This window comes from Colwellia chukchiensis, assembly GCF_002104455.1.
GTDB classification, from domain to species: Bacteria; Pseudomonadota; Gammaproteobacteria; order Enterobacterales; family Alteromonadaceae; genus Cognaticolwellia; species Cognaticolwellia chukchiensis.
This window is the reverse complement of sequence record NZ_NBOC01000004.1, coordinates 198,304-222,853: the sequence shown is the minus strand read 5'-3', so window position 1 is coordinate 222,853 and position 24,550 is coordinate 198,304. Positions and strand designations below refer to the sequence as shown.

Below are 24,550 nucleotides of genomic sequence, written 5' to 3'. Positions count from 1 at the left end.
GACCTTGCTAGGTCGCTTTTATCACTTAACAATAACCAAACGACATTAGCTTATCGTATCGTCCATCAATTAATTCATCGTGCGATAGCTTATCAAGCTCCGCTAGGTCAGTTTTTAATGCTTGCTTAAGTAAAGCAGACATTTGGTCCATATCGCGATGGGCTCCACCTAAAGGCTCTTCCACGACATTATCAATGAGTTCTAACTCTTTAATACGCTTGGCAGTTATGCCCATGGCTTCTGCTGCTGTCGAGGCTTTCTCGGCCGTTTTCCACAAAATAGACGCACAGCCTTCTGGCGAAATCACTGAGTAGGTTGAATACTCAAGCATATTCACTTTATCACCAACACCAATAGCTAACGCGCCACCTGAGCCGCCCTCACCGATAACGGTACAAATAATTGGCACCTTTAAGCGCGACATCACTTTTAAGTTAGTGGCAATGGCTTCACTTTGACCACGCTCTTCTGCGCCTATACCTGGGTAGGCACCGGGTGTGTCAATAAAGGTGATAATTGGCATGTTAAAGCGCTCTGCCATTTTCATTAAACGCAACGCTTTACGATAACCTTCTGGGCGCGGCATACCAAAGTTACGTTTGACTTTTTCACTGGTCGAGCGACCTTTTTGGTGACCAATAACCATTACCGGCCGACCATCTAAACGTGCAGTACCACCGACAATGGCTTTATCATCGGCATACGCTCTATCACCGGCTAACTCATCAAACTCGGTAAATATACGAGGTAAATAATCTAAGGTGTATGGACGTTGCGGATGACGTGCCACGCGCGCCGTTTGCCAAGGATCTAAGTCTGAGAAAATCTTTTTAGTTAATTCATTGTTTTTCTCTCGTAACTGAGAAATTTGATCTTCTAAGTCCAGATCTAATTCTTGGCCACTGTTAACGGATTGTAGTTCTTCAATTTTCGCTTCGAGTTCCGCAATGGGTAGCTCAAAATCTAAAAAATTTAATGACATATGATTACTCTTATCTATGTTGTCTATCAGCACCGTTATAAAAACGTTACCTATTTAAATTTTAATTCAACTTGCTTTTCACCTAACAAGTTTTGCAAGTTGTGTAATAGCATGTCGCTTGGCGATACGCGCCACTGTACCCCTAACTCTAACATACCTTGCGCTTCATCTCGTTGATAAAAAACGCGAATAGGGCAAATACCTTCCTTAAAAGGTGTTAGCACCTGGGTAAATTGTGCAATAAAATCTTGTGCCAGATGATTTTTATCTATATGGATATCTAACGATGCGACATAATTTTCACGCGCTTCAGCTATGGTCATAATATCTCGCGCGGTCATTGTAATACCACCGGAGTAATCATCAAAGCTGACCTGTCCGCGACACACTAAAATAGCATCGGCAACCAGCAAATCTGCATACTTATCATAGTCATCTGGAAATAAGCGGATATCCATTCTAGCGCTTTTATCATCAAGGGTCACTAATGCCCAACGACGACCACGCTTATTAACCAATACCCGCACCGATAAAACTAAACCGACTGCGACACTGGTTTTATCTTTGTTAGTCGGCTGTAAGCTAACTAAACGCCCTGTCGCGTAACGTTTTATTTCTTTTAAATAGCGATTAATGGGGTGGCCAGTTAAATATAAGCCTAATGTCTCTTTTTCGCCATCTAACCACTGTTGCTCTGGCCACTTTGCCACATCTTTATAGGCTTGGCGGTTATCTTCTGGTTCTTCGTTAATTAAACCAAACAAATCATTTTGACCAATCGCTTGTGCTTTAGCGTGTTGTTCTGCCGCCTTTATGGCTTCGGGTAGCGACTCAAATAGCGCTGCACGATGAGGCCCATCTTGATCTTTAGGGCCAAGTGCGTCCATGGCGCCGGCTTTAATTAACTTTTCTAAAACCCGCTTATTGATTTTTTTTAAATCAACACGGGCACAAAAGTCAAATAAATCAATAAATGGCCCACCTTGCTCACGCGCGGCAATAATTGCTGCTATCGGGCCTTCACCAACACCTTTTACTGCACCAATGCCATAAATGATTTGATCTTGGTCGTTGACGGTAAACTTATATAAACCACTATTTACATCGGGGGGCAATAAATCTAGCCCCATATTTTCACACTCATCCACTAAGGTGACGATTTTATCTGTGTTGTCCATATCCGCCGACATTACTGCCGCCATAAAGGGCGCAGGAAAATGCGTCTTCATCCACAAAGTTTGATAAGACACTAAGGCATAAGCAGCTGAATGCGACTTGTTAAAGCCATAGCCGGCAAACTTTTCAACTAAATCAAATATTTTGATGGCCAACTCACCATCAACACCACGCGCCACAGCGCCAGCTTCAAATCCAGCTCGTTGTTTGGCCATTTCTTCAGGCTTTTTCTTACCCATGGCGCGGCGCAACATATCCGCACCACCGAGCGAATAACCCGCAAGCACTTGTGCAATTTGCATCACTTGCTCTTGATACAAGATAATACCGTAAGTAGGCTCTAGAATTGGCTTTAAATCTATATGCTGCCAAGTGGCATCGGGATAACTAATGGCTTCTCGACCATGCTTACGCTCGATAAAGTTATCCACCATGCCTGATTGTAATGGCCCTGGTCTAAACAAGGCCACCAAGGCAATAATATCTTCAAAGCAGTCTGGCTTTAACTTAGCTATCAATGACTTCATGCCGCTTGATTCTAGTTGAAAAACCGCCGTGGTTTCGGCTTTTAACAACACTTTATAGCTAGCTTTATCTTCAAGATCGATTGCGGCGATGTTGATTGGCTCTTTGCCTTCTTTAAGCAGTTTTGCATCCGCCATCTCTATGGCCCATTGCAAAATGGTTAAGGTACGCAAACCTAAAAAGTCAAACTTGACTAAGCCAGCATCTTCAACGTCATTTTTATCAAATTGGGTTACCGGGTTTTTGCCTTCTTCATCACAATAAAGTGGTGCAAAATCTGTAATGGTCGTTGGCGATATCACCACGCCGCCGGCATGCTTACCAGCGTTGCGCGTTGTGCCCTCTAAGATGCGGCACATATCAATTAGATCTTTGACATCACTGTCTTGAGCGTAAAGTTCAGGAAGTTTTGGCTCTTCTTCAAAAGCTTTTGCTAAAGTCATGCCGGGCGTTGGTGGGATCAACTTGGAAATACGATCAACAAACCCGTATGGGTGCCCAAGCACACGACCAACATCGCGCACCACAGCTTTTGCCGCCATGGTACCAAAGGTAATAATTTGCGATACGGCGTCTCGGCCATACAACTCGGCGACATGATCAATGACTTCATCACGACGGTCCATACAAAAGTCGATATCAAAATCCGGCATGGAAACACGTTCAGGGTTTAAAAAGCGCTCGAATAGTAGGTCATATTCTAGTGGATCTAAATCCGTAATTTTTTGCGCATAAGCCACTAAAGACCCTGCTCCTGAACCACGACCCGGCCCTACAGGAATATTGTTATCTTTACTCCACTGTATAAACTCCATTACGATCAGGAAGTAACCGGGAAAGCCCATTTTATTAACAACGTCTAATTCAACCGCTAAACGCTCATCATAGGGCTTACGTTTTTCCGCAAAATCGGGGGCGTCTTTATCAAACAAAAATTCAAGTCTTTCCTCCAAGCCTTCTTTGGAGACTTTCACTAAATAGTCTTCAATCGATAAACCTTCGGTTGGAAAGTCAGGCAGTACATATTCGCCTAACCGCACGGTAACATTACAACGCTTGGCAATTTCTACTGAGTTTGCTAAAGCTTCGGGGATATCAGCAAACAGCGCTAGCATTTCTTCTTCACTGCGCAGATATTGCTCTTTGGCGTATCTTTTCGGCCGACGTTTGTCGTCTAAGGTATAGCCATCATGGATGGCAACACGAATTTCATGAGCGTCGAAGTCATCAGGACTTAAAAACATCACCTCATTGGTGGCAACAACCGGTAGGTCATGGTGCGTCGCAAACGCGACTGCTAAGTGCAAATAGGTTTCTTCATCGTCCCGACCGGTGCGTATTAGCTCAAGATAATAGCAATCAGGAAAATGCGTTTGATAAAAGCTCAGCATATCTTCAGCTAAGCGTGTGTTACCTTTTAATAATGCCTTACCTATATCGCCTTCGCGTGCACCAGATATTAAAATCAGGCCTTGAGCATGCTCTATCAACCAATCACGATCGAGTACCGCTCGCCCCTGAATATGGCCGCGTAAATACGCTTTAGAAATTAACTCGGTTAGGTTTTTATAGCCAATATTATTGCTGGCTAATATCACCAAGCGTGATAACTCATCAGCTAAGGCGTCACTTTTCACCCAAAAATCACAGCCGATTATCGGCTTTATGCCTGCACCATGCGTGGCATGGTAAAACTTTACTAAACCGCATAGGTTAGTTTGATCGGTTAAGGCAATGGCGGGCATCTGCAGTTCAGCCGCGCGCGCCACTATAGGTTTAACCTTTTTTAAACCGTCACACATTGAAAAGTCGCTGTGTATGCGCAGGTGAACAAACTTAGGCGTGGATGACGTTGTTGTTGGTGCAGCGTCGTTTACGGGAACAGGGAACTCAGATTCAGACATCGCTTGCTCTATTTGGTTTGTGGTTGGCTTGTGGCATTAGCTAACACTTTCGCCACTGGCTTGAAGCTTTTACGATAACAATCTAGCACCCCATATTCGACAATTTTCGCTAAGTGTGCAGCCGTTGGATAACCTTTATGTTGCGCAAAACCATAATACGGGTAGCGTTTGTCTAGCGCAATCATTTCATCATCACGACAAACTTTCGCCAAAATTGAAGCTGCGCTGATTTCTGCTACCCTAGCGTCACCTTTCACCACGCTTTGACTGCTGATCTCACCATCATGGCTAAAAAATTTCGGACAACGATTACCATCAACTAAAACGTAATCAGGCGATACTGTTAAGCCCTGTACCGCCCTTTGCATGGCTAACATAGTGGCATGCAGAATATTTAATGTGTCAATTTCTTCCGGCGAGGCGCGCCCAATGGACCAAGCGATGGCTTGCTGTTTAATGGTATCGGATAATTGTTGGCGCTTTTTCTCAGATAACTTTTTAGAGTCCATTAGCCCGTCAATCGGCTGTTCTGGATCTAAAATAACCGCGGCGGTAACTACATCGCCAACTAAAGGACCACGCCCGACTTCATCAACTCCTGCGATACAGTAGGCAATAGGATATTCAAATGGCTCTATATTAGCTTTTACTGACGACATAAGTGCGCTGTTTATTCCTATAATAAATCACTAACCGCTTTAGCCGCTTGACGGCTTGCATTTTTCTTCAGTGCCAAGTGAATATCGGTAAAGGCTTGATCTAACGCAGTCTGATCTTCAAATAAGCGTTCTTTGAGTAACGGCAAAATATTTTCCACCGTGACAGCACTTTGTAAAAGCTCAGGTACTAAGCTTTTATTTGCCAGCAAATTCGGCAACGAAAACCACTTAAGTTTGACAAAGCCTTTGAACATGTGATAAGTCATGGGATTAAACTTATAACAAATCACCATAGGTCGCTTAACCAAAGCTGCTTCTAGGGTCACTGTGCCCGATGCCGTTAATAAACAATCACTGGCCGCCATGACTTGCTGAGTTTTACCGACAATAATAGTAACCGGCAATTGCGGGGCCATTTTATTGTGCAATTGTCGAAATTGTTCAGCTCTTTTTTCACTGATCATCGGCGCAACAAAATGCATGTTAGCGGCTTGACCTTGTGCGCTGGCTAATAGCTGCTGTGCACTTTGTAAAAATGGCGCTACTAAGCGTGACAGTTCACCACTGCGACTGCCCGGCATCAGTGCCAGTATTTTAGCGGTTGCTGGCAAGGCTAAAGCTTGACGGGCGCTCGTTTTATCTGACACTAGCGGAATATCGTCAGCCAACGGATGACCAACAAAGGTACAGGGAATTTGATGTTTATCGTAAAAAGATTTTTCAAACGGTAATAACGACAACACCATATGCGTTGCTTTTGCTATTTTAAATACACGATTTTCTCGCCATGCCCACACCGATGGGCTGACATAGTGCACGGTTTTTATCCCTTGTATTTTTAATTTTTCTTCCAAGGTAATGGTAAAGTCAGGCGCGTCGATACCAATAAAAACATCCGGTTTATGGGTGGTAAAGTACTCAGTTAACGACTTGCGAATAAAAAGTAAGCGTCGTAAGCGCCCAAGTACTTCAAACACGCCCATTACTGACAACTCTTCCATGTCGTAAAGGCTTTCAAAACCAAGGGCTTGCATTTTCGGACCGCCAATGCCGATAAACTTGGCGCTTGGGTATTTGCTTTTTAGTTCTTGCATTAAGCCAGCACCTAAGGTGTCGCCTGAATGCTCGCCAACAACAATGGCAAATGTAAGTTCAGCGTTGCTCATAGAATGATGTGTCGTCAGTAATGTTATTGGACTATATGGGTTTCATTTAATTTGCCAGTGTAACCGCTGAATTAGCGAATAATGCCACGGCTAGAGTGCTTGATGAAGTCAGTAAATAAAGTTAACTCTGCTAAAGACTCGTCACCCTGGTTAATTTCCGCTATCGCTTGCTCTATGGTTAAGCCTTGACGATAAACGGCTTTATACGCGCGCTTGATTTTAACAATCAGCTCTTTATCAAAACCGCGACGTTTTAAACCTTCGCTATTCAAACCAAAGGGTTTTGCTGGTTGCCCAGACACCATAACATAAGGCGGTATATCTTTAACGATCAAAGAGCTAGCGCCAATAAAGCTATGAGCGCCGATATGACAAAATTGGTGCACGCCAGACATACCACCTATGATGGCATAGTCACCTACATGCACATGACCGGCAATAGAGGCACCATTTGCTAAGATACAATGACTACCGACCATGCAATCATGGGCAACGTGGGTATAAGCCATAAACAAGTTATTACTGCCAATTTTAGTGAGGCTATTATCTTGAATCGTACCGCGGTGAACCGTGCAGTTTTCACGAAAGGTATTATTATCACCGATCACCAATTCTGTTAACTCACCGTTATATTTTAAGTCTTGGCAATCTTCACCGATTGAAGCAAATTGAAAAATACGGTTGCCTTTACCAATAGTGGTTGGTCCATTAATAACGACATGAGCACTTATTTCGCAATCGTCACCAATAACAACATTAGCGGCGATATAGCTCCATGGGCCTATTTTGACATTGTTGCCAATAACCGCGCCCTCTTCAACAATAGCTTGCGGGTGAATTAATGACGTTGAACTTACCATATTAAAGTGCCCTTCTTGCGCACATTAAATCAGCAGAGCAAACCACTTTACCGCCTACTTTCGCTTCACCATAAAACTTCCACATGCCGCGGCGTTCTTTAACAAACTCCAAATGCAAATGCATAGTATCGCCTGGATGCACCGGCTTTTTGAATTTAGCGTTATCTATAGAAGCAAATAAAAACAATTCTCCGTCGCTTTTATCAGCAACAGACTTAAAGCCAAGAATACCACTGGCTTGTGCCAAAGCTTCTAATATAAGTACCCCAGGAAAAATAGAGTAGCTGGGAAAGTGCCCCATGAATGCCGGTTCATTGACAGTAACATTTTTAATGGCATGAATTGATTTACCAGGCGTATAGTCAAGCACACGGTCAACCAACAAAAATGGGTAGCGGTGTGGAATAAGCGTTTTTATCTCTTCAACATCAATGATATTATTTTGCGTTTGCAAATTTAAGTCCTCTTTTACTTAGCTTGGCGATCTTTGTCTTAGCGCTTTAAGGCGCTTAAGTCTTGCTCAACGGCTTTTAACCGTTTCGTTATCGAATCAAGTTTTCGTATTCTCGCATTAGTTTTATGCCATTCTTTATTCGGTAAACAAGGCATGCCTGAAGAATAGACCCCAGGCTCAGTAATGGCTTTGGTTACCATACTCATGCCGGTAAACACACTACCATCCGCAATATTAATGTGACCATTTATACCAACAAGACCGGCTATAACACAGTTTTTACCGATTTCCGTACTACCAGCAATGACGGTGCAGCCTGCAATCGCTGTATTCTCACCGATAACGACATTATGAGCAATCTGAATTTGATTATCTAAAATCACGCCGTTATGAATTTCGGTATTGCCTAACGCACCACGATCTATCGTAGTACTGGCACCTATCTCTACGTTATCACCAATGATAACTGTGCCTAATTGCGGTATTTTAATCCACTTACCTTTATCATTTGCATAACCAAAACCGTCAGCACCAATGACAGTATTTGCTTGTACCAAACAGTTTTCACCTATTTCAACGCCGTGATAAATACTAACATTCGACCAAAGGGTGCTATTTGCACCAAGTTGGGCGCCAATACCAACAAAGCACCCTGCGCCAATAGTCACACCATCTGCCAAGCTAACCCCTGCTTCAATAACGGTATTGGCACCGACACTGACCTTGTCACCAATCGTAACACTATCATCAATAATAGCACTTGGATGAATATTTATGGCAGGCTTAGGTGTGGTATCTAATAATTGTGCCACTAAAGCATAGCCCAGATAGGGATTACCCATGACTAAGGCATTGGTGTGACATTTTGCTGCGTCTGTCGCGCTAACAATTACCGCGCTGGCCTTGGTGGTTGCTAATTGGGCGCTATATTTACTATTGGCTAGAAATGCAATATCACCATTTTTGGCGTCAGTTAAGGTAGCAATTGCTGTTATTTCACAATTGGCATCACCTTGCACCTGGGCACCTATCTTTTTTGCAATATCGGCAAGCGTGTAACTCATATATTTAACTTCTTGTTAGCTAGAATCTACAGTATAGATTGAATGGAAAGCAATAACCCGTGGGCTAAACGCAATATTCCGAATCAATTGGATTCGGAATATTACCATAACGCTATAAGCAAGCACTGCTGTTTAAGCACTCTTGCCTAACACCACTAGTGGTGGTTATTTTAATTTACTTACTTGTGCAACAACTTCTGAGGTAATGCTGCTATCAGGTTTTGAATATACGACTGCGCTTTGCTCTAGCACTAGGTCATACTTACCTTTGGCGGCAATGTTATCAATAGCTTGTCTAACCAAAGCGACAATCTTATTGGTTTCTTCGTTTTTGCGCATGCCAGTTTCTTGTTGGAACGCTTTACCTTTAGTTTGATACTCTTGGAAAAGCGAGGCAATTTTACCGTCAAGTTCTTCAATTTCTTTCGCACTCATTAATGAGCCATCGCGTTTTTTCTTTTCTTGATGGTACTTAATATCTTGTTCAAGTTGTGCCAAGACAGCTTTTTCGTCTTTAAATTCTTCTTCAAGGCTTTTCATTACCGCAGCAGTTTGAGGAATTTTACCCATCACTTCTTGGAAATTTATCACGGCAATTTTTTGCTCAGCGGCCATAACAGAACTTGCTAACAATAAGCTCGATGCTGTGCTAACAGCTAACATTGATTTCATCAGTTTATTCAATTTTTACTCCTAAAATATTTTCTAATATTTTTTATCTTTTTTGGTTATGCGGTAGTTATACCGCCTCAAGTAATTTGGTTCAAGCCTATTTATTTAATCGACTAACAAATTGCGTCAAAGCTAAATTCAGCTAAATTAAAATGTTTGACCAATATTAAAGCTAAAGAATTCGGTATCATCACCCTCTTCTTCTTTTATTGTTCTGGCAAAACTAAAGATCATTGGCCCCATAGGTGATAACCACTGCACGGAAATACCTGCCGAGGCACGGTAACGCCCTGGGTCAGAATAATCAGCGATCTTCGCTGACTCTACCTCCGCCAAATCTTTAAAGTCGTCGATATTAAATTCAGTATCCCAAACATTACCCGCATCGATAAAAAAGCTGCTACGCACACTGTTGCTAAAACCTTCGTCTAAAAACGGTGTCGGTACAATCAACTCAAGACCTGCAATAGCGATGGCATTACCACCTACAGAGCGCCGAGAGGTCTGAATAAAGTCATGATCTGGCCCTAAACAACAGCCGCCTGAAGAAACAAGATCTAAGCCCACTGAGTCTGGCGTGCCAGGAATAGCCGTTGGTCGACGATAAATGGCTCGTGGCCCGACGATATTTGACTCAAAACCGCGCAAGGTACCTGAACCACCGGCTCTAAAGTTTTCCCAAAACGGTAATACCTGATCATTACCTTCAACCGTGCCATAGCCATTACCATAACCTAGCTGAAATTTAGCCAACACTGTCCATCGTTGATCGCGCGTCAAAGGGAAATACCATTTAGTGTCTAGGTTTACTTTAAAGTAATTAACGTCTGAGTTCGGCGTCGTCATTTTATAAGATAAACTTTGCTGTGAACCATCCGTTGGGAACGTACCGCGGTTGAGGGTTGAACGTGAAATAGCGGCATTAAGGTCAAAGCTCTCAAAGCTCAAACCGCCATCTGGGTCGTTTGGTTCAGAGTAAAGCTCATAAAACTTTTGAATTTGCTCATAAGTTTCAAGACGCGTAATACCGTTATTTTTATACCCTACGCCAAAACTTAAACGCACATACTCATTAATAGGAAAACCTAACGTCATACCTAGACCGTAAGTTTTATTATTATATTCAACTAGGTTGGCATTACCTGCGTTAAACTCTTGATAAAAAACATTACCACCCAGTGATACGCCATCAACCGTAAAGTATGGGTCTGTATAAGAAACGTTAGCACTTTTTGAGTAATATGAGGTGTTAATGCTAAAGCCTAAGCGATTACCTGTACCTAAAAAGTTATTTTGTTGAATACCCGCGTTCAAACTTAAGCGCGTTTGTGAGCCATAACCAATACCAGCAGTAAAAGAGCCTGAAGGTTGTTCTTTTACCGTGAAGTCAATATCCACTAAATCATCTTCACCTGGCAGTTGGTTGGTTTCAAACTCAACCGTTTCCATATAAGGTAAGCGTTGTAGCCAAGCTTTTGAGCCTTCAACTAAGTTATTGGATAACCAAGCACCTTCCATTTGACGCATTTCTCTGCGCAAGACATGCTCTGCGGTAACATGATTACCTTTAAAGTTGATGCGATTGACGTAAATTCGTTTGCCTGGGTCGACCGATAGCACAAGCTTTACCGTTTTTGATTCTTCATCAATCTCTGGAATAGTAACCACTTTCGGGTATGCATAACCATAGCGCCCCAAAAACTTGCTGATCATCTCTTCTGTATATGTGACTAAAGCACCATTATATAACTCATCAGTTTTTATCGGCGTTATTGCTCGAATAGTTTTATTAAAGCCGGCCATATCACCAATAAAGTCAACCTCATTCACTGTGTATTGCTCACCTTCAGTGACATTGAGGGTAATATATACGCTCTCTTTATCTGGCGTCATTGACACCTGCGTTGAGTCAACTTTGTATTGCAAATAACCGCGATCTAAGTAGTAACTTTTAATCGTTTCCATGTCCCCTTGTAGGGTCTGCTTTTGGTAACGATCTTGCGCCATAAAATCCCACCATGGTGAGTCATAGGTCAATTCAATACGCTTTAGTAACTCTGCATCTGAAAACTTTTCATTCCCGACGACATTAATTTGCTTAATGGCTGCGGCATCGCCTTCGTTAAAAACAAAATCAATATTGACGCGATTACGAGGTAAATGTGTCACTTTTGCTTTTACATTGGCATTATACTTACCCACACTATGATAGAAATCTTCTAAGCCGGTTTCTATGCCGGAAATAACCGTCATATCAAGTGTTTCACCAACCCGAATGTTACTACCGTCGAGGCTTTCGGTTAATTGTTCATCTTTAAGGTCTTTATTGCCTTCAAAGGTAATGGCACTAATGGTGGCTCGTTCGCGCACCCGATAAATAATAGTGTTTTCATCTCTTGATACCACAATGTCGCTAAAATGGCCGGATTTATACAAGGCTTTGATCGATTGCGAAACCCGAAATTCATTTAAATTATCACCGACATTAAATGGTATATGCGTTAGTGCAGCGCCTAGTGCTACACGCTGCAATCCTTTAACTTGGATATCTTCTACTTGAAAATTATCAGCGGCTTGCACTGCTGTTCCCAAACTACCTAATAATACCGCCAGGGCAAGTTTTTTAATAATCATAAAATATTAACTTTATATACTTCTTCTAGTTATAATCGCGACAAGTCGTTAAATATGGCGATAGTCATTAAGCTTAATAGCGCTATAGTACCAAATTTAAAACCTATTTCTTGTATTTTTTCTGGCACAGGCTTGCCTGTGATTAGCTCGATGAAATAGTAAAACAAGTGACCACCATCGAGTACGGGTAAAGGTAAAAGGTTTATTATGCCAAGGTTTATACTAATCAGGGCTAAAAAGCCTAAAAAGTATACTAAACCATAGTCAGCACTACTGCCTGCACCTTGGGCTATCGATATTGGTCCACTTAAGTTTTTCACCGATACATCGCCGGTAATAAGTTTGGCGATCATCTGAAAACTCAGCTCAATTAATTGCCAGGTTTTTTTAGCACTTTGCGTTAACGCAGCAATAGGGCCATAGGCTTGTTCAAATTGATATTCACTGGGGTAAGGATCAGATACCGGCTGAACCCCCAAATAACCAATTACTTTGTTTTGCCAAGTTCTTGACTCTGGCCTAACCTCTAATTGCAAAATTTTGCCTTCGCGTAAGATCTCAATAGCAACATTTTGTTCAGGATACGTTTTAATGTTATCTGCAAAAACTTGCCATTGGTTATCAACACGTTGACCGGCAATACTGATCAGTTTATCGCCCACTTGTAATCCTGCCTTTGCTGCTGGACTACCTGCCGCGACGACAGCCAATTCAGTGTGAACTTTAGCGCGAAACGGTTGTATTCCTAGGCTAGCAATCGATGATTCATTTTCCGGTGAAAACTGCCAATTTTGGGTATTTAATTGATAGCTTTTATTGCCGATGCGATCTGGCGTTTTGACCGTCAGTGTTAGTTCACTTTCACCTATGGCACTGATAAGTGCGAGATTAACATCCTGCCAGTCTTGTGTTCTTTGCCCAGAAATAGCAATAATTTCACCATTTCGGGGTAAGTTAGCTTGCGCTGCAATGGACTCTGGCGTGATCTCACCAATAATGGGCTTAACACTCGGTACGCCAATTAAAAACATGACATAAAAGGCAAATAGAGCAAAAATAAAGTTCGCTAACGGGCCAGCAGCAATAATGGCAATACGTTGATAGACTGATTTGCCGTCAAATGTGCGATGCTTAGTCGCTTCATCGACCTCATCAACTCGGCTGTCGAGCATTTTCACATAACCGCCAAGCGGGATCATGGCGATGACAAACTCAGTACCGTATTGATCATACTTACGCCAAATCGCTTTACCAAACCCAATCGAGAAGCGCTGTACTTGTACACCATTTTTTCGTGCGACCCAAAAATGGCCATATTCATGAACGGTAATCAATATGCCTAATGCCACAACAAAAGACCCAAGATTCCAAATAAACTCTATCATTTTACTACTCTTTCAGTGCGCTAGTGCTTGGCGTTCAAAATTAAGGATTGTGCAAATACTCTTACACGCCTATCTAGCGCAATTACGTCTTCTATTGAGCTAACCTTTTCTGAGACAAATTTATTGACAGAAGTTTCATTTATTTTTGCAATATCGGTAAACTTTATCGTTTCGCTTAAAAAAGCATCAACGGCAATTTCATTCGCGGCATTTAGTGCTGTACATGCGCCTTGACCACTTTTACAGGCATCAATGGCCAACTTTAAGTTAGGGTATTTAACAAAATCAACCGCTTCAAATTCAAAGGCTTTAGCGGTAAAAAAGTCCAGTGGTGCAACGCCTGAGTCTATCCGTTGTGGAAAGCTCAGCGCATGAGCTATTGGCGTGCGCATATCTGGGTTGCCCATTTGCGCAAGCACAGAGCCATCCTTATACTGCACCATAGAATGAATGGTACTTTGCGGATGTAAGACAACTTGAATGTCGTCAGGTTCAAGGTTAAATAACCACTTTGCCTCAATGAACTCTAAACCTTTATTCATCATGGTGGCAGAGTCTACCGATATTTTGCGGCCCATATCCCAATTAGGATGCGCGCAAGCTTGCGCTGGAGTCACTTGGTTAAGGCTTGCTATCGGCCATGTTCTAAAAGGCCCGCCTGAGCCCGTCAATAGTATTTTACTCACGCCAGCAGCAGCTAAGTCGCAAGTACCCGGTTGCTGCTGCTCACCTAAAGGTAAACATTGAAATATAGCATTATGCTCACTGTCAATTGGCAATAATTGTGCACCCGACGCCTTAACCGCATCTATAAAAATTGCCCCTGAGGTTACTAATGCCTCTTTATTTGCAAGTAATACTTTTTTTCCTGCTTTCACCGCAGCTAATGTTGCAAGCAAGCCCGACGCGCCAACGATGGCGGCCATAACCGTATCTGTGGTGTCTTGCTCAGCAAGGGTTTCTAGTGCTTTTGCCCCTGCCAACACTTGAATATTAACGAGGTTTTTCTCCCGCAGTTGCTTTTTCAGTGCCTCAGCATGAGCGGTAGATACCATAACAACGGTGTTGGGATGAAATTCAAGACATTGCTCAAGCATAAGCTCAACGCTAGAGTGCGCAGCTAAGCTCACCACATTAAATTTTTCAGGATGCAGACGTACAACATCTAATGTGCTTTTACCTATCGAACCAGTAGAGCCCAGAATACATAATTTTTGCATCTAATTTACCAACCTAAGTATGAATAACATAAGGCATAAATTGGTGCAGTTGCGGTTAAACTATCAATGCGATCAAGCACACCGCCATGACCCGGTAAAATAGAACCACTATCTTTAACTCCTGCTTGGCGTTTAAACATACTTTCATTTAAATCGCCTAATACTGAGATGGTGGTGATTAAAATGGTCACTGGAATGACAATTTTATATTGCTCAAAAGTCCAATCGATAAAATAACCTGCAATCAAAACAGTTATACAGGCGCATAATACACCACCGATAAAGCCCTCTAAGGTTTTTCCTGGGCTAACATTAGGCAGCAACTTATGTTTACCAATTGATTTTCCAACAAAATATGCACCTACATCGGCGCTCCAAACCATTAAAAACAAAAACATCAATAATTGCGCGCCATGGTAGGTATCGGTTCCATATTCGCTACTTCTTAACACCATAAACGCGAGCCAAGTCGGAACTAAAGTCAACCAACCAAACACGCCACGCACTGAGCGATGGCGGGACCAAAAAGCACTAAATCTGGGGTATAACAGTGTCAACCCTGCTGACAATAGCCACCAAACCACAGCTAGCCAAAGTAAAACGTTTACTTGCGTCAATAAAACTTTCGGGGCAAGCCACAGTTGATCTATGGTGAGTAAATGCCAAAGCGCCATTATTAAAATCAATGTTCCGCTGACAAAAGCGACACGATAGCGCTTACTCGCACAACCCATTAGGGGTCCCCACTCCCAAGCGCCAATCGCCATAACGGCAAGCATAATGGCAGCAAAGCTCGAAAGTGATAAGTAAAAAATCGCCAAAATTGTAGCGGGTGCAAGTATTAATGCCGTGATAATGCGTTGTTTTAACAAACGATGTTCCTTAATTTGTGCGCGGGTTGGTAGATCATTGCTTTTATTTTTTGTTTTAATTGAAAAACAACCCTTAAGTTTTTTTTAGTTTTTATCGGTCACTTGTTCACTGGTTTTACCAAAACGGCGCTCACGTTGCTTAAATTGCGTGATTGCTTTGGTAAATTCAGTTTCATTAAAGTCTGGCCATAACACCTCGGTAAAATATAACTCGGCATACGCTGCTTGCCAAAGTAAAAAGTTACTTATGCGGTAATCACCGCCGGTTCTAATTAATAAATCGAGTTCGGGTAAACTTGCTAAACTTGTTTGCTCATGAAACATAGTTTCAGTTATTTCATCAGCGCTAATGGCTTGCGTCTCAACCTTGCTGGCTAATTGTTTAGCTGCTTGCGTAATATCCCAACGACCACCATAGTTGGCAGCAATAGATAACACCATTCCAGAATTTTCCGCGGTTAACGCTTCTGATTCTTGGATCATCTTTTGTAATTTATTGGAAAACTTACTAACGTCACCTATGACCTTAAATTTAATACCATTTTTATGTAAGCGTTTAACTTCGCGGGTTAAGACATACATAAAAAGATCCATCAAGACACTGACTTCGCTTGCCGGCCTCTGCCAATTTTCACTACTAAAGGCAAATAAAGTTAAGGCTTTAACACCACACTTTGCCGCTGTTGTTACGGTTGCTCTGACCGACTCAACACCAGACTTGTGTCCAACAACACGTTTTTTCCCACGTTGCTTTGCCCAACGGCCATTACCATCCATGATTATAGCAATGTGCTGAGGCACAGTTGCTGACTCTGGTAATAAAGGATTGGTTTGTTGTTCTAATCTACTCACTCATTCTCCATTGCAAGTTTAACGCTGAGTATTGTTATTTTTTTATTGGCATATGCAAAAACGCCGTAGTCATTATCTACGGCGTCATGGATTAAGCAATGAAAACTTTATATTTCCATCAATTCCTTTTCTTTAACGGCTAAAGTTTCGTCAACTTGCTTAATAAATATATCAGTGATCTTTTGCACTTCGTCTTCTGCGCGGTGCATTTCATCATCACTTATTTCTTTTTCTTTGTTTAACGCTTTCACATCCGAGTTAGCATCACGACGAATATTACGAATTGCCACTTTAGAAACTTCCGCTTCACCGCGAACAACTTTTACTAATTCTTTACGACGCTCTTCCGTTAACGCTGGCAGAGGGATTCGGATCAAGGTACCTTGCGAAGAAGGGTTTAAGCCCAAATCTGATTTTAAAATGGCTTTCTCAACCGCGCCTATCATGCCTTTGTCAAATACGGTGATCGCTAGCGTTCGCGCATCGGGTACGGTAATGTTACCTACTTGATTCAGCGGGGTGTCCATACCGTAATATTCGACGACGATATTGTCTAATAATGAGCGGTGCGCTCGACCCGTGCGAATTTTATTTAAGCTAATTTTTAATGACTCAATACTTTTCGCCATACGCTCTTGCGCATCTTGTTTTATTTCATTTATCACTATGTTATTCCTGCACTTATTAAGTTAAATTTTCTGCATGATCGATTGTAGTACCTTCTTCGCCGCCCATCACAACCGACTTTAACGCACCAGGCTTATTCATGTTAAATACCTTTAACGTCATGCTATGATCGCGTGCCAATGTAAAGGCTGCTAAATCCATCACTTTCAATTCTTTTTCTAAAACTTCTTGATAACTCAAATGGTTATAAAGAGTTGCATCAGGATTGGCAACCGGATCTTCTGAATAGATGCCATCAACTTTTGTCGCTTTTAATACCACATCGGCTTCAATTTCGATGCCACGCAAACAGGCTGCTGAGTCTGTGGTAAAAAACGGATTACCTGTGCCGGCACTAAAGATTACCACGCGACCTGATTTCAGTAAGCTAATGGCTTCTGCCCAGTTGTATCGATCGCAGACACCTGCTAAGTCTATCGCAGACATTAAGCGCGTATTCACAAATGCACGGTGTAAGGCATCGCGCATCGCTAAGCCATTCATGACCGTAGCTAACATCCCCATTTGGTCACCAACAACCCGATTCATGCCCGCTTCTGCTAAACCTTTACCACGAAACAGATTCCCCCCGCCAATAACCAAGCCGACTTGAATGCCCATTTCGATTAATTCTTTAATTTCTTGTGCCATTCGATCCAATACTTTTGGATCTATGCCAAAACCTTCTTCACCCATAAGGGCTTCACCACTAAGTTTTAAAAGGATTCGACGATACCTTGGTTTGGGGTTGATGCTCATGTAATAAACATTCCTTAAGAATTTTTAAATTTAAATAAAATCACCTAGGTCTGAATGACCTTGGTTATTTTAATACGTTTAACAAAGGTTCGAAAGCCTAATATGAAAAAAGTCTGCTGTTGTCGCTACTTTGCGCTTTTTCTTAAGTGTTTCTAGCCATGTTAGCACATTATTATTCTAGTGCTTGGCCACTAAGCAAAGCTTGTGTAGACAGTTGCGGCGTAAATATTTGACAATAAAAAAGCGCCGTTAAGCGCTTTTTTAATTATGTTTGCTAGTGCTTTATCAATTCAGCAATAAATTAAGATTTAGCAGCCGCAATTTGTGCTTCAACTTCAGCAGCAAAATCTTCTTCTTTCTTCTCGATACCTTCGCCTACTTCAAGACGAATAAAGTTAGACACTGAAATGCCTTTCTCTTTTAAGATAACACCAACGGTTTTCTTAGGTTCCATAATGAATGCTTGACCTGTTAAAGAAACTTCACCGGTAAATTTCTTCATACGACCCGAAACCATTTTTTCTGCGATTTCTTGTGGCTTGCCTTCATTCATGGCGATATCGATTTGAATCGCTTTCTCTTTTTCAACAACGTCAGCAGGTACATCTTCAGGGTTGATGTACTCTGGCTTACTTGCAGCAACGTGCATTGCAATATGCTTAAGTGCTTCAGCGTCACCTTCACCAGCAACTACAACACCAATGGTAGCGCCGTGGCGGTATGAAGCTAATGCTGCGCCTTCAATGTATTCAACACGACGTACATTAATGTTTTCACCGATTTTGGTTACTAACGCAATACGCTTTTCTTCGAATTGAGCTTGTAACTCTTCGATAATTACTTTAGACGCTAAAGCAGCATCGGCTACTTCATTAGCAAATGCTAAGAAGTTGTCGTCTTTAGCAACGAAATCTGTTTGACAGTTAACTTCAACTAAAGCAGCAACACCTGCGCCTGTTTTAATTAAAATAGTACCTTCAGCCGCAATATTACCCGCTTTTTTAGCAGCTTTTGCTTGGCCAGACTTACGCATATTTTCAATCGCAAGTTCCATATCGCCATTGGCTTCTTGTAAAGCTTTTTTACAATCCATCATGCCCGCAGCTGTGCGTTCACGTAATTCTTTAACTTGTGCAGCAGTAATTGCCATGAATTTTTCCTCGATATAAATAGGGTTCAGTAATTACCACAACGCCTTAACATTGTGGTAATTGCAACATAAAACGTTCGTTAAACTGAATTATTCAGTTTCAACAAAACCGTCTTTTTCAGCTTGTACAGCAATGTTTTGCTCACGGCCTGAAATAACAGCATTAGCCGCTGAATCTAAGTATAAAGTCACAGCACGAATCGCATCATCGTTACCTGGAACGATGTAGTCAACGCCATCTGGATTTGAGTTAGTATCAACAACAGAAATTACTGGAATGCCTAAGTTGTTAGCTTCTTTAATAGAGATGTGCTCGTGATCAGCATCAATGATAAATAAAACGTCAGGTAAACCACCCATGTTTTTAATACCACCAAGGCTTTTTTCAAGCTTTTCCATTTCGCGAGTACGCATTAACGCTTCTTTTTTAGTAAGCGCTTCAAACGTACCGTCTGAGCTTTGTACTTCAAGATCTTTTAAACGTTTGATTGATTGACGAACGGTTTTCCAGTTTGTCAACATACCACCTAACCAACGGTGGTTAACGTAGAATTGATCACATTTTATTGCTGCTTCTTTAACAGCATCGCTTGCGGCGCGTTTAGTACCAACAAATAAAACCTTACCTTTTTTCGAAGATACATTGCTTAATACTGCAAGTGCTTCGTTAAACATAGGAACAGTTTGTTCAAGGTTAATGATATGCACTTTGTCACGAGCACCAAAAATGTATGATTTCATTTTTGGGTTCCAGTAACGGGTTTTGTGACCGAAGTGAACACCGGCTTTAAGCATATCGCGCATAGAAACGTTTGGCATGTTTTTTCCTTTATTATGGGGTTAAGCGTTCATACACCCAATATACACGACCCTTATTGCGACTTAAGTTGTGCTAAAATCGCTGAGCACCCCGGTATATCTTTGTTAGATGTATGTGAGTTTAGTTTGAATGTATTGAATTATTTCAATACCCTGGGTGTTAAATAAACCCGAAAAATCACACAAATGATTTGAGCGAACAATTTAACGGCGCACTTTATACCACAATTAGCGGTAATTAGCTAGTTTTTTGCACCAGGAGCCAAGTAATAATAATTTATTTTGTTTAAGGCTAGGAAGTTTATTTTCAGCGCGTTAAAATTGCCGCACACTTTTTTCATTATGTTAGAAATATCATGTCCTTTAATACAGCCAATGCAGAACTCTTTTATATTTATGACAGTCATTGCCCTTGGAGCTATGCTGCTACAACATTAGTTGAAAAAGTATTAACTGCTTTTCCTTCAATAACATTCAGAGGCATGCACCTAGCTTATTATGACGGTGATAATAATGTATCACCCACCACGATTACCGCGGTCAAAGAGTTAAGCCAAGTGCCGTTTGGTGCTAACTATATGGCAACGCTAAACGAGAATAAAGACTCTACTTTAGTCGCTAATTTGATGTCTTGGGTTCAAAATAAGTCGGCCAAGTCGAGCCTGTCGTTATTGCAAAAACTACAACATGCACATTTCGTATCAGGCAACCCACTGACGAGCAAAGAAGATATCGACAATATTATTAACGAGTTAAAGCTGTCACCGCCAGCAAAATGCCTGCGCGCAGAAAAACTCACCAAAGACGCTGAGTTTGCCATTCATGATACCTATGCACTGCAAGAGTTAATCGGTACACAAGCGATTCCCGCATTACTTTTGGCTTATAACGACAATTTAGTGTTATTAAATCATAACCTGTATATTAGTAACCCTAACGCCATCGTCGATGCCGTCAAGTTAGAGTTAGAAAAGCTCAGTGCAACATCTTGAGCACCCATTGGCGCTATCACATGGTTAAGCATGCTAGATAAGCCAGATTAACATGGTCTATGTTGTTCTTTGGTTAATATCAGCGACACTGCAATAAAACCTGTTGATTTTTAGCATTAGGCAACAGCTTGAAAAGCAGGTAAAATCAGCGGCAATAAAGAGTTATGTCAGTTAACACTGTGATGACGTTATCATGACAGGTATCAAGTGCTGACAAAGCTTTGCTTTTGAAAAAATAGTCACAGCTACATTTGAGGTTTTATGACAATTACGATTAAAAATCAGCAAGAAATAGAAAAAATGCGAGTGGCAGGTAAACTTGCTGCCGAGGTATTGGAAATGATAGCACCTTATGTCAAAGCAGGTGTGACAACAAATGAGCTTAATGATATTTGCGCTAAGTACACAGAGCAAGTACAAGAGGCGATCTCGGCACCATTAAATTACCACGGATTTCCAAAGTCTATTTGTACCTCAGTCAACCATGTTGTTTGTCACGGAATTCCTAACGATGAACCATTAGTTGACGGCGATATCATCAATATTGACATTACCGTGATCAAAGATGGTTTTCATGGCGATACCAGTAAAATGTTTTTAATTGGTGAAACGTCACCCGAAGATAATCGCTTATGCCGGATTACCCAAGAGGCGCTTTATGTCGGTTTGAAAAAGGTAAAACCGGGTAATAGCTTTGGAGAAATAGGCACGGCAATTCAAAAGTTTATTAAAAAATCAGGTCGTTACTCTATTGTCAAAGAATACTGTGGTCATGGCATAGGTAAAGAATTCCATGAAGAGCCGCAAATTGTTCATTATAAAAATAATGACAAAGAAAAGATGCTCGAAGGAATGTGTTTTACTGTTGAACCTATGATTAACTTAGGTCGAGCCAATACTGTACTTGATAAAGAAGATAATTGGACGGTTTATACTATAGATGGTAAAAAGTCAGCGCAATGGGAACACACTGTGGTGGTCACAAAAACCGGTTGTGAAGTATTAACATTACGAAAAGATGATACTATCCCACGCATGCTTCATAACTAAATATAACTAGATTATTGTTGATGTCAATAAGAGTGAAATAGCCACAAATGAGAGCCAATCGTTGAATATATTATCGTTAATTCCACAGCGGTACAGCGACGCTCTCGCTGTTAGTGCGCCGCCATTAAGCAGTGCGCAAATATGCGTCCTTAATCAAGAGTTTTTACAATGGCAACAAGCGCAGTTCCCGGTCAGTGAAGTGACTTCGCTGGTCGCAGCAAGGGCTCATTATGTCGACCTGACATTAACAAAACTTTGGTGTCAACATCACTTAGATGAATATCAAATTAGCTTAGTGGCGGTTGGTGGCTATGGCCGACGTGAGTTACATCCCTACTCTGATGTTGATATTTTATTACTCACCCAAGATGAAATTGCCGACGAATTAGCAGAAAAAATATCCGCCTTTATTACCCAGCTCTGGGATGTCAAGCTTGATATAGGCCACAGCGTGCGCAGTATCAAAGAGTGTCTGAATCAAGCCATTGACGATGTCACCATCGCCACTAACTTACTAGAAATGCGGCAAATTTGTGGAAATCAAGCCTTAGTAGCGCAATTGCAGCCACTGTTAATTGAAGATATTTTTTGGACCTCTGAGAAATTTTTTATCGCCAAGCGCGATGAACAATATCAACGACACCAGCAATATCATGGTGCGTCTTATACGCTAGAGCCAAACCTTAAATCCAATCCAGGCGGGCTGCGTGATATCCAAACCATTGCCTGGGTCGCCAAACGTCACTTCATGGCGGATACCCTAGAGCAACTTATTGACCATCACTACTTAACCAGTAATGAGTTTTTTGAGCTGCTAGAGTGTCAAGATTATCTCTGGCGTATGCGCTGTGCTTTGCACTTTATTGCCGGGCGAAATGAAAACCGCCTATTGTTCGACTATCAAGCCGATGTTGCTGAAATCATGGGCTTTGGTGACGGTGGCAAGCTAGCGATTGAACGCATGATGAAGCGTTTTTTCCGGATTATTTCCCGCGTTTCAGAGCTTAATCGTATGCTATTACAGCACTTTGAATATGCCATCTTAAATGAAAAGAAGCACAGTAAAGAAATTGTGCTCAATGACGACTTTGTCATTATTGATGGCCAAATAAAGGTTTGTAATAAGCGTGTCTTCACGCGCTCGACCATGATCATGGAAATGTTTTTACTGATCGCCCAGCACAAAGAAATTACCGACTTACACCCTGAAACCTTGCGCTTAATGCGTAACGCTCGCCGCCGCTTAGTATCAGGTATGGTCGACTATGAGCGCTGCCGTGAAATATTTATTGCTTTAATTAAGCACCCACGAGGCTTAGGCCTGCCATTTACCTTAATGCATCGCCACTCCATTATTGGCGCATACTTACCCCTTTGGCGCAATATTGTCGGACAAATGCAATTTGACTTATTTCACGCTTACTCTGTTGATGAGCACAGCTACCGACTATTGAAAAATTTATATCGCTTTAGTCAGCCACGTTACAATCATGAATACCCTTTGTGTAGCAAGATTGTCCAGCGAATTCGCAAACCTGAGTTATTATATTTTGCGGGTATTTTTCACGATATCGCCAAAGGCCGTGGCGGCGATCATGCCAAGCTTGGTGCCATCGATGCTTTAGACTTTGCCAAGGTACATAAACTAAGCGATCATGATGGTCGCATGATTGCTTGGTTAGTAAAAAAACATTTATTAATGTCGGTGACGGCACAGCGACGCGATATCTCAGATCCAGAAGTGATTAAAGCGTTCGCAGAGGTTGTTCGTGACGAAGCTCACCTTGATTATTTATATTGTCTCACTGTTGCCGATATGCGCGCAACCAATGAAAGCTTATGGAACAGTTGGAAAGCCAATTTATTAGAAGACTTATACTACAGCACTAAACGAGCATTTAGGCGCGGTTTAGAAAAGCCCGTAGATTTAAGAGCAAAAATTAGAGAAAACCAACAACAAGCGCGTGAAATTCTCCAACAAGAGCATGTTGATCAAGCGCATTTAACGCAGTTATGGAAAGAGTTTAAAGCCGATTATTTTTTACGTTATGCGCCTGAGCAAATTGCCTGGCACTTTCGACATATATTAGCGCATGATAAAACAAAACCTTTGGTGATTATTAGCCCTAAGCCATATCGTGGCGGTACCGAAGTGTTTGTTTATACCAAAGATAAACCTAACATTTTTTTCAATATTGTTTCTTTGTTGGGGGCAAAAAAACTGTCAATACATGACGCGAAAATAACCACCAACAAATCAGGTTATACTGCCAATACCTTTGTTGTGCTCGACAATCGCAATAAAGCCATTAACGACAGTGCCAGAGCATTAAGTATTGCTCGCTCTTTAGCAAGCCGGCTTGCCGCTAAACAAATTCGTATTAAAGCAAAGCCTATTGCTAAACGTTTTCGCCAATTTAAAGTACCAACTCACGTCAGCTTTATCGAAAGCACTACAAAGAACAGTACTATGTTAGAGATTGTCGCTTTAGATCATCCTGGCCTTTTAGCCAATATTGCTGCCATATTTCAAAAATGTAAAATTCAAATACACTCAGCTAAAATCACCACCTTTGGCGAAAAAGCAGAAGATGTATTTACCATTTCAAACAGTGACAACCAAGCGCTAACAAAAGAGCAAGAGCAGGCACTAGCTGCTATGCTATGCGCTGACAGTCACAGATAAATA

20 protein-coding genes are annotated in these 24,550 nt (G+C 41.6%); 3 read left to right on the top strand and 17 right to left on the bottom strand.

From position 1 onward, the window contains the following. Positions 1-25: 25 nt before the first annotated feature. The 17 genes from accA to rpsB all read right to left on the bottom strand — a co-directional run bounded on the left by accA (position 26) and on the right by rpsB (position 19,819). A complete protein-coding gene (gene accA / locus B6K83_RS07445) occupies positions 26-982 on the bottom strand; it encodes an acetyl-CoA carboxylase carboxyl transferase subunit alpha (RefSeq protein ID WP_085284284.1) in 957 nt (318 codons plus the stop codon). A 50-nt stretch (positions 983-1,032) separates the two neighbouring features. Continuing rightward, positions 1,033-4,587: a DNA polymerase III subunit alpha gene (dnaE, locus tag B6K83_RS07440; RefSeq protein WP_085284283.1), complete on the bottom strand. Its 3,555-nt coding sequence runs from the start codon at positions 4,585-4,587 to the stop codon at positions 1,033-1,035. An 8-nt stretch (positions 4,588-4,595) separates the two neighbouring features. Continuing rightward, positions 4,596-5,246: a ribonuclease HII gene (rnhB, locus tag B6K83_RS07435; protein ID WP_085284282.1), complete on the bottom strand. Its 651-nt coding sequence runs from the start codon at positions 5,244-5,246 to the stop codon at positions 4,596-4,598. 17 nt (positions 5,247-5,263) lie between these two features. After that, positions 5,264-6,412, bottom strand: a complete 1,149-nt coding sequence (gene lpxB, locus B6K83_RS07430; protein WP_085284281.1) for a lipid-A-disaccharide synthase — start codon at positions 6,410-6,412, stop codon at positions 5,264-5,266. A gap of 71 nt (positions 6,413-6,483) precedes the next feature. Beyond that, positions 6,484-7,272 carry an acyl-ACP--UDP-N-acetylglucosamine O-acyltransferase gene (gene lpxA, locus B6K83_RS07425; RefSeq protein WP_085284280.1) on the bottom strand — a complete coding sequence of 263 codons (789 nt, stop codon included), beginning with the start codon at positions 7,270-7,272 and terminating at the stop codon, positions 6,484-6,486. 1 nt (position 7,273) lies between these two features. Beyond that, positions 7,274-7,726, bottom strand: a complete 453-nt coding sequence (gene fabZ, locus B6K83_RS07420) for a 3-hydroxyacyl-ACP dehydratase FabZ (protein WP_085284279.1) — start codon at positions 7,724-7,726, stop codon at positions 7,274-7,276. A gap of 38 nt (positions 7,727-7,764) precedes the next feature. Further along, entirely contained in the window at positions 7,765-8,790 is a 1,026-nt protein-coding gene (gene lpxD / locus B6K83_RS07415) for a UDP-3-O-(3-hydroxymyristoyl)glucosamine N-acyltransferase (protein WP_085284278.1), read from the bottom strand. Positions 8,791-8,955: 165 nt separating this feature from the next. Beyond that, positions 8,956-9,474, bottom strand: coding sequence for an OmpH family outer membrane protein (locus B6K83_RS07410; RefSeq protein WP_085284277.1), 519 nt, complete (start codon positions 9,472-9,474; stop codon positions 8,956-8,958). 135 nt (positions 9,475-9,609) lie between these two features. Continuing rightward, positions 9,610-12,096 (bottom strand): outer membrane protein assembly factor BamA, encoded by a 2,487-nt coding sequence (gene bamA / locus B6K83_RS07405; protein WP_085284276.1) that lies wholly within the window; start codon positions 12,094-12,096, stop codon positions 9,610-9,612. A gap of 29 nt (positions 12,097-12,125) precedes the next feature. Continuing rightward, positions 12,126-13,481: a sigma E protease regulator RseP gene (gene rseP, locus B6K83_RS07400; RefSeq protein WP_085284275.1), complete on the bottom strand. Its 1,356-nt coding sequence runs from the start codon at positions 13,479-13,481 to the stop codon at positions 12,126-12,128. Positions 13,482-13,501: 20 nt separating this feature from the next. Next, entirely contained in the window at positions 13,502-14,701 is a 1,200-nt protein-coding gene (ispC, locus tag B6K83_RS07395) for a 1-deoxy-D-xylulose-5-phosphate reductoisomerase (RefSeq protein ID WP_085284274.1), read from the bottom strand. A 5-nt stretch (positions 14,702-14,706) separates the two neighbouring features. Then, complete coding sequence (locus tag B6K83_RS07390; RefSeq protein ID WP_085284273.1) at positions 14,707-15,573, bottom strand: phosphatidate cytidylyltransferase; 867 nt, start codon at positions 15,571-15,573, stop codon at positions 14,707-14,709. An 84-nt stretch (positions 15,574-15,657) separates the two neighbouring features. Next, positions 15,658-16,425: an isoprenyl transferase gene (locus B6K83_RS07385; RefSeq protein ID WP_269844008.1), complete on the bottom strand. Its 768-nt coding sequence runs from the start codon at positions 16,423-16,425 to the stop codon at positions 15,658-15,660. Between the two features lie 107 nt (positions 16,426-16,532). Next, a complete protein-coding gene (frr, locus tag B6K83_RS07380; protein WP_085284272.1) occupies positions 16,533-17,090 on the bottom strand; it encodes a ribosome recycling factor in 558 nt (185 codons plus the stop codon). 19 nt (positions 17,091-17,109) lie between these two features. Next, the gene (gene pyrH, locus B6K83_RS07375) at positions 17,110-17,850 is read right to left on the bottom strand and encodes a UMP kinase (RefSeq protein ID WP_085284271.1); all 741 of its coding nucleotides are present in this window, start codon (positions 17,848-17,850) and stop codon (positions 17,110-17,112) included. A 301-nt stretch (positions 17,851-18,151) separates the two neighbouring features. Continuing rightward, positions 18,152-19,000, bottom strand: coding sequence for a translation elongation factor Ts (tsf, locus tag B6K83_RS07370; RefSeq protein ID WP_085284270.1), 849 nt, complete (start codon positions 18,998-19,000; stop codon positions 18,152-18,154). Between the two features lie 90 nt (positions 19,001-19,090). Further along, positions 19,091-19,819 (bottom strand): 30S ribosomal protein S2, encoded by a 729-nt coding sequence (rpsB, locus tag B6K83_RS07365; RefSeq protein WP_085284269.1) that lies wholly within the window; start codon positions 19,817-19,819, stop codon positions 19,091-19,093. Positions 19,820-20,175: 356 nt separating this feature from the next. On the opposite strand from rpsB, the gene B6K83_RS07360 reads away from it, so the two are divergent. The 3 genes from B6K83_RS07360 to glnD all read left to right on the top strand — a co-directional run bounded on the left by B6K83_RS07360 (position 20,176) and on the right by glnD (position 24,547). Further along, positions 20,176-20,811, top strand: coding sequence for a hypothetical protein (locus tag B6K83_RS07360; RefSeq protein ID WP_085284268.1), 636 nt, complete (start codon positions 20,176-20,178; stop codon positions 20,809-20,811). 261 nt (positions 20,812-21,072) lie between these two features. Beyond that, positions 21,073-21,861 (top strand): type I methionyl aminopeptidase, encoded by a 789-nt coding sequence (map, locus tag B6K83_RS07355; RefSeq protein ID WP_085284267.1) that lies wholly within the window; start codon positions 21,073-21,075, stop codon positions 21,859-21,861. A 61-nt stretch (positions 21,862-21,922) separates the two neighbouring features. After that, entirely contained in the window at positions 21,923-24,547 is a 2,625-nt protein-coding gene (gene glnD / locus B6K83_RS07350) for a [protein-PII] uridylyltransferase (RefSeq protein ID WP_233143845.1), read from the top strand. Positions 24,548-24,550 lie beyond the last annotated feature (3 nt).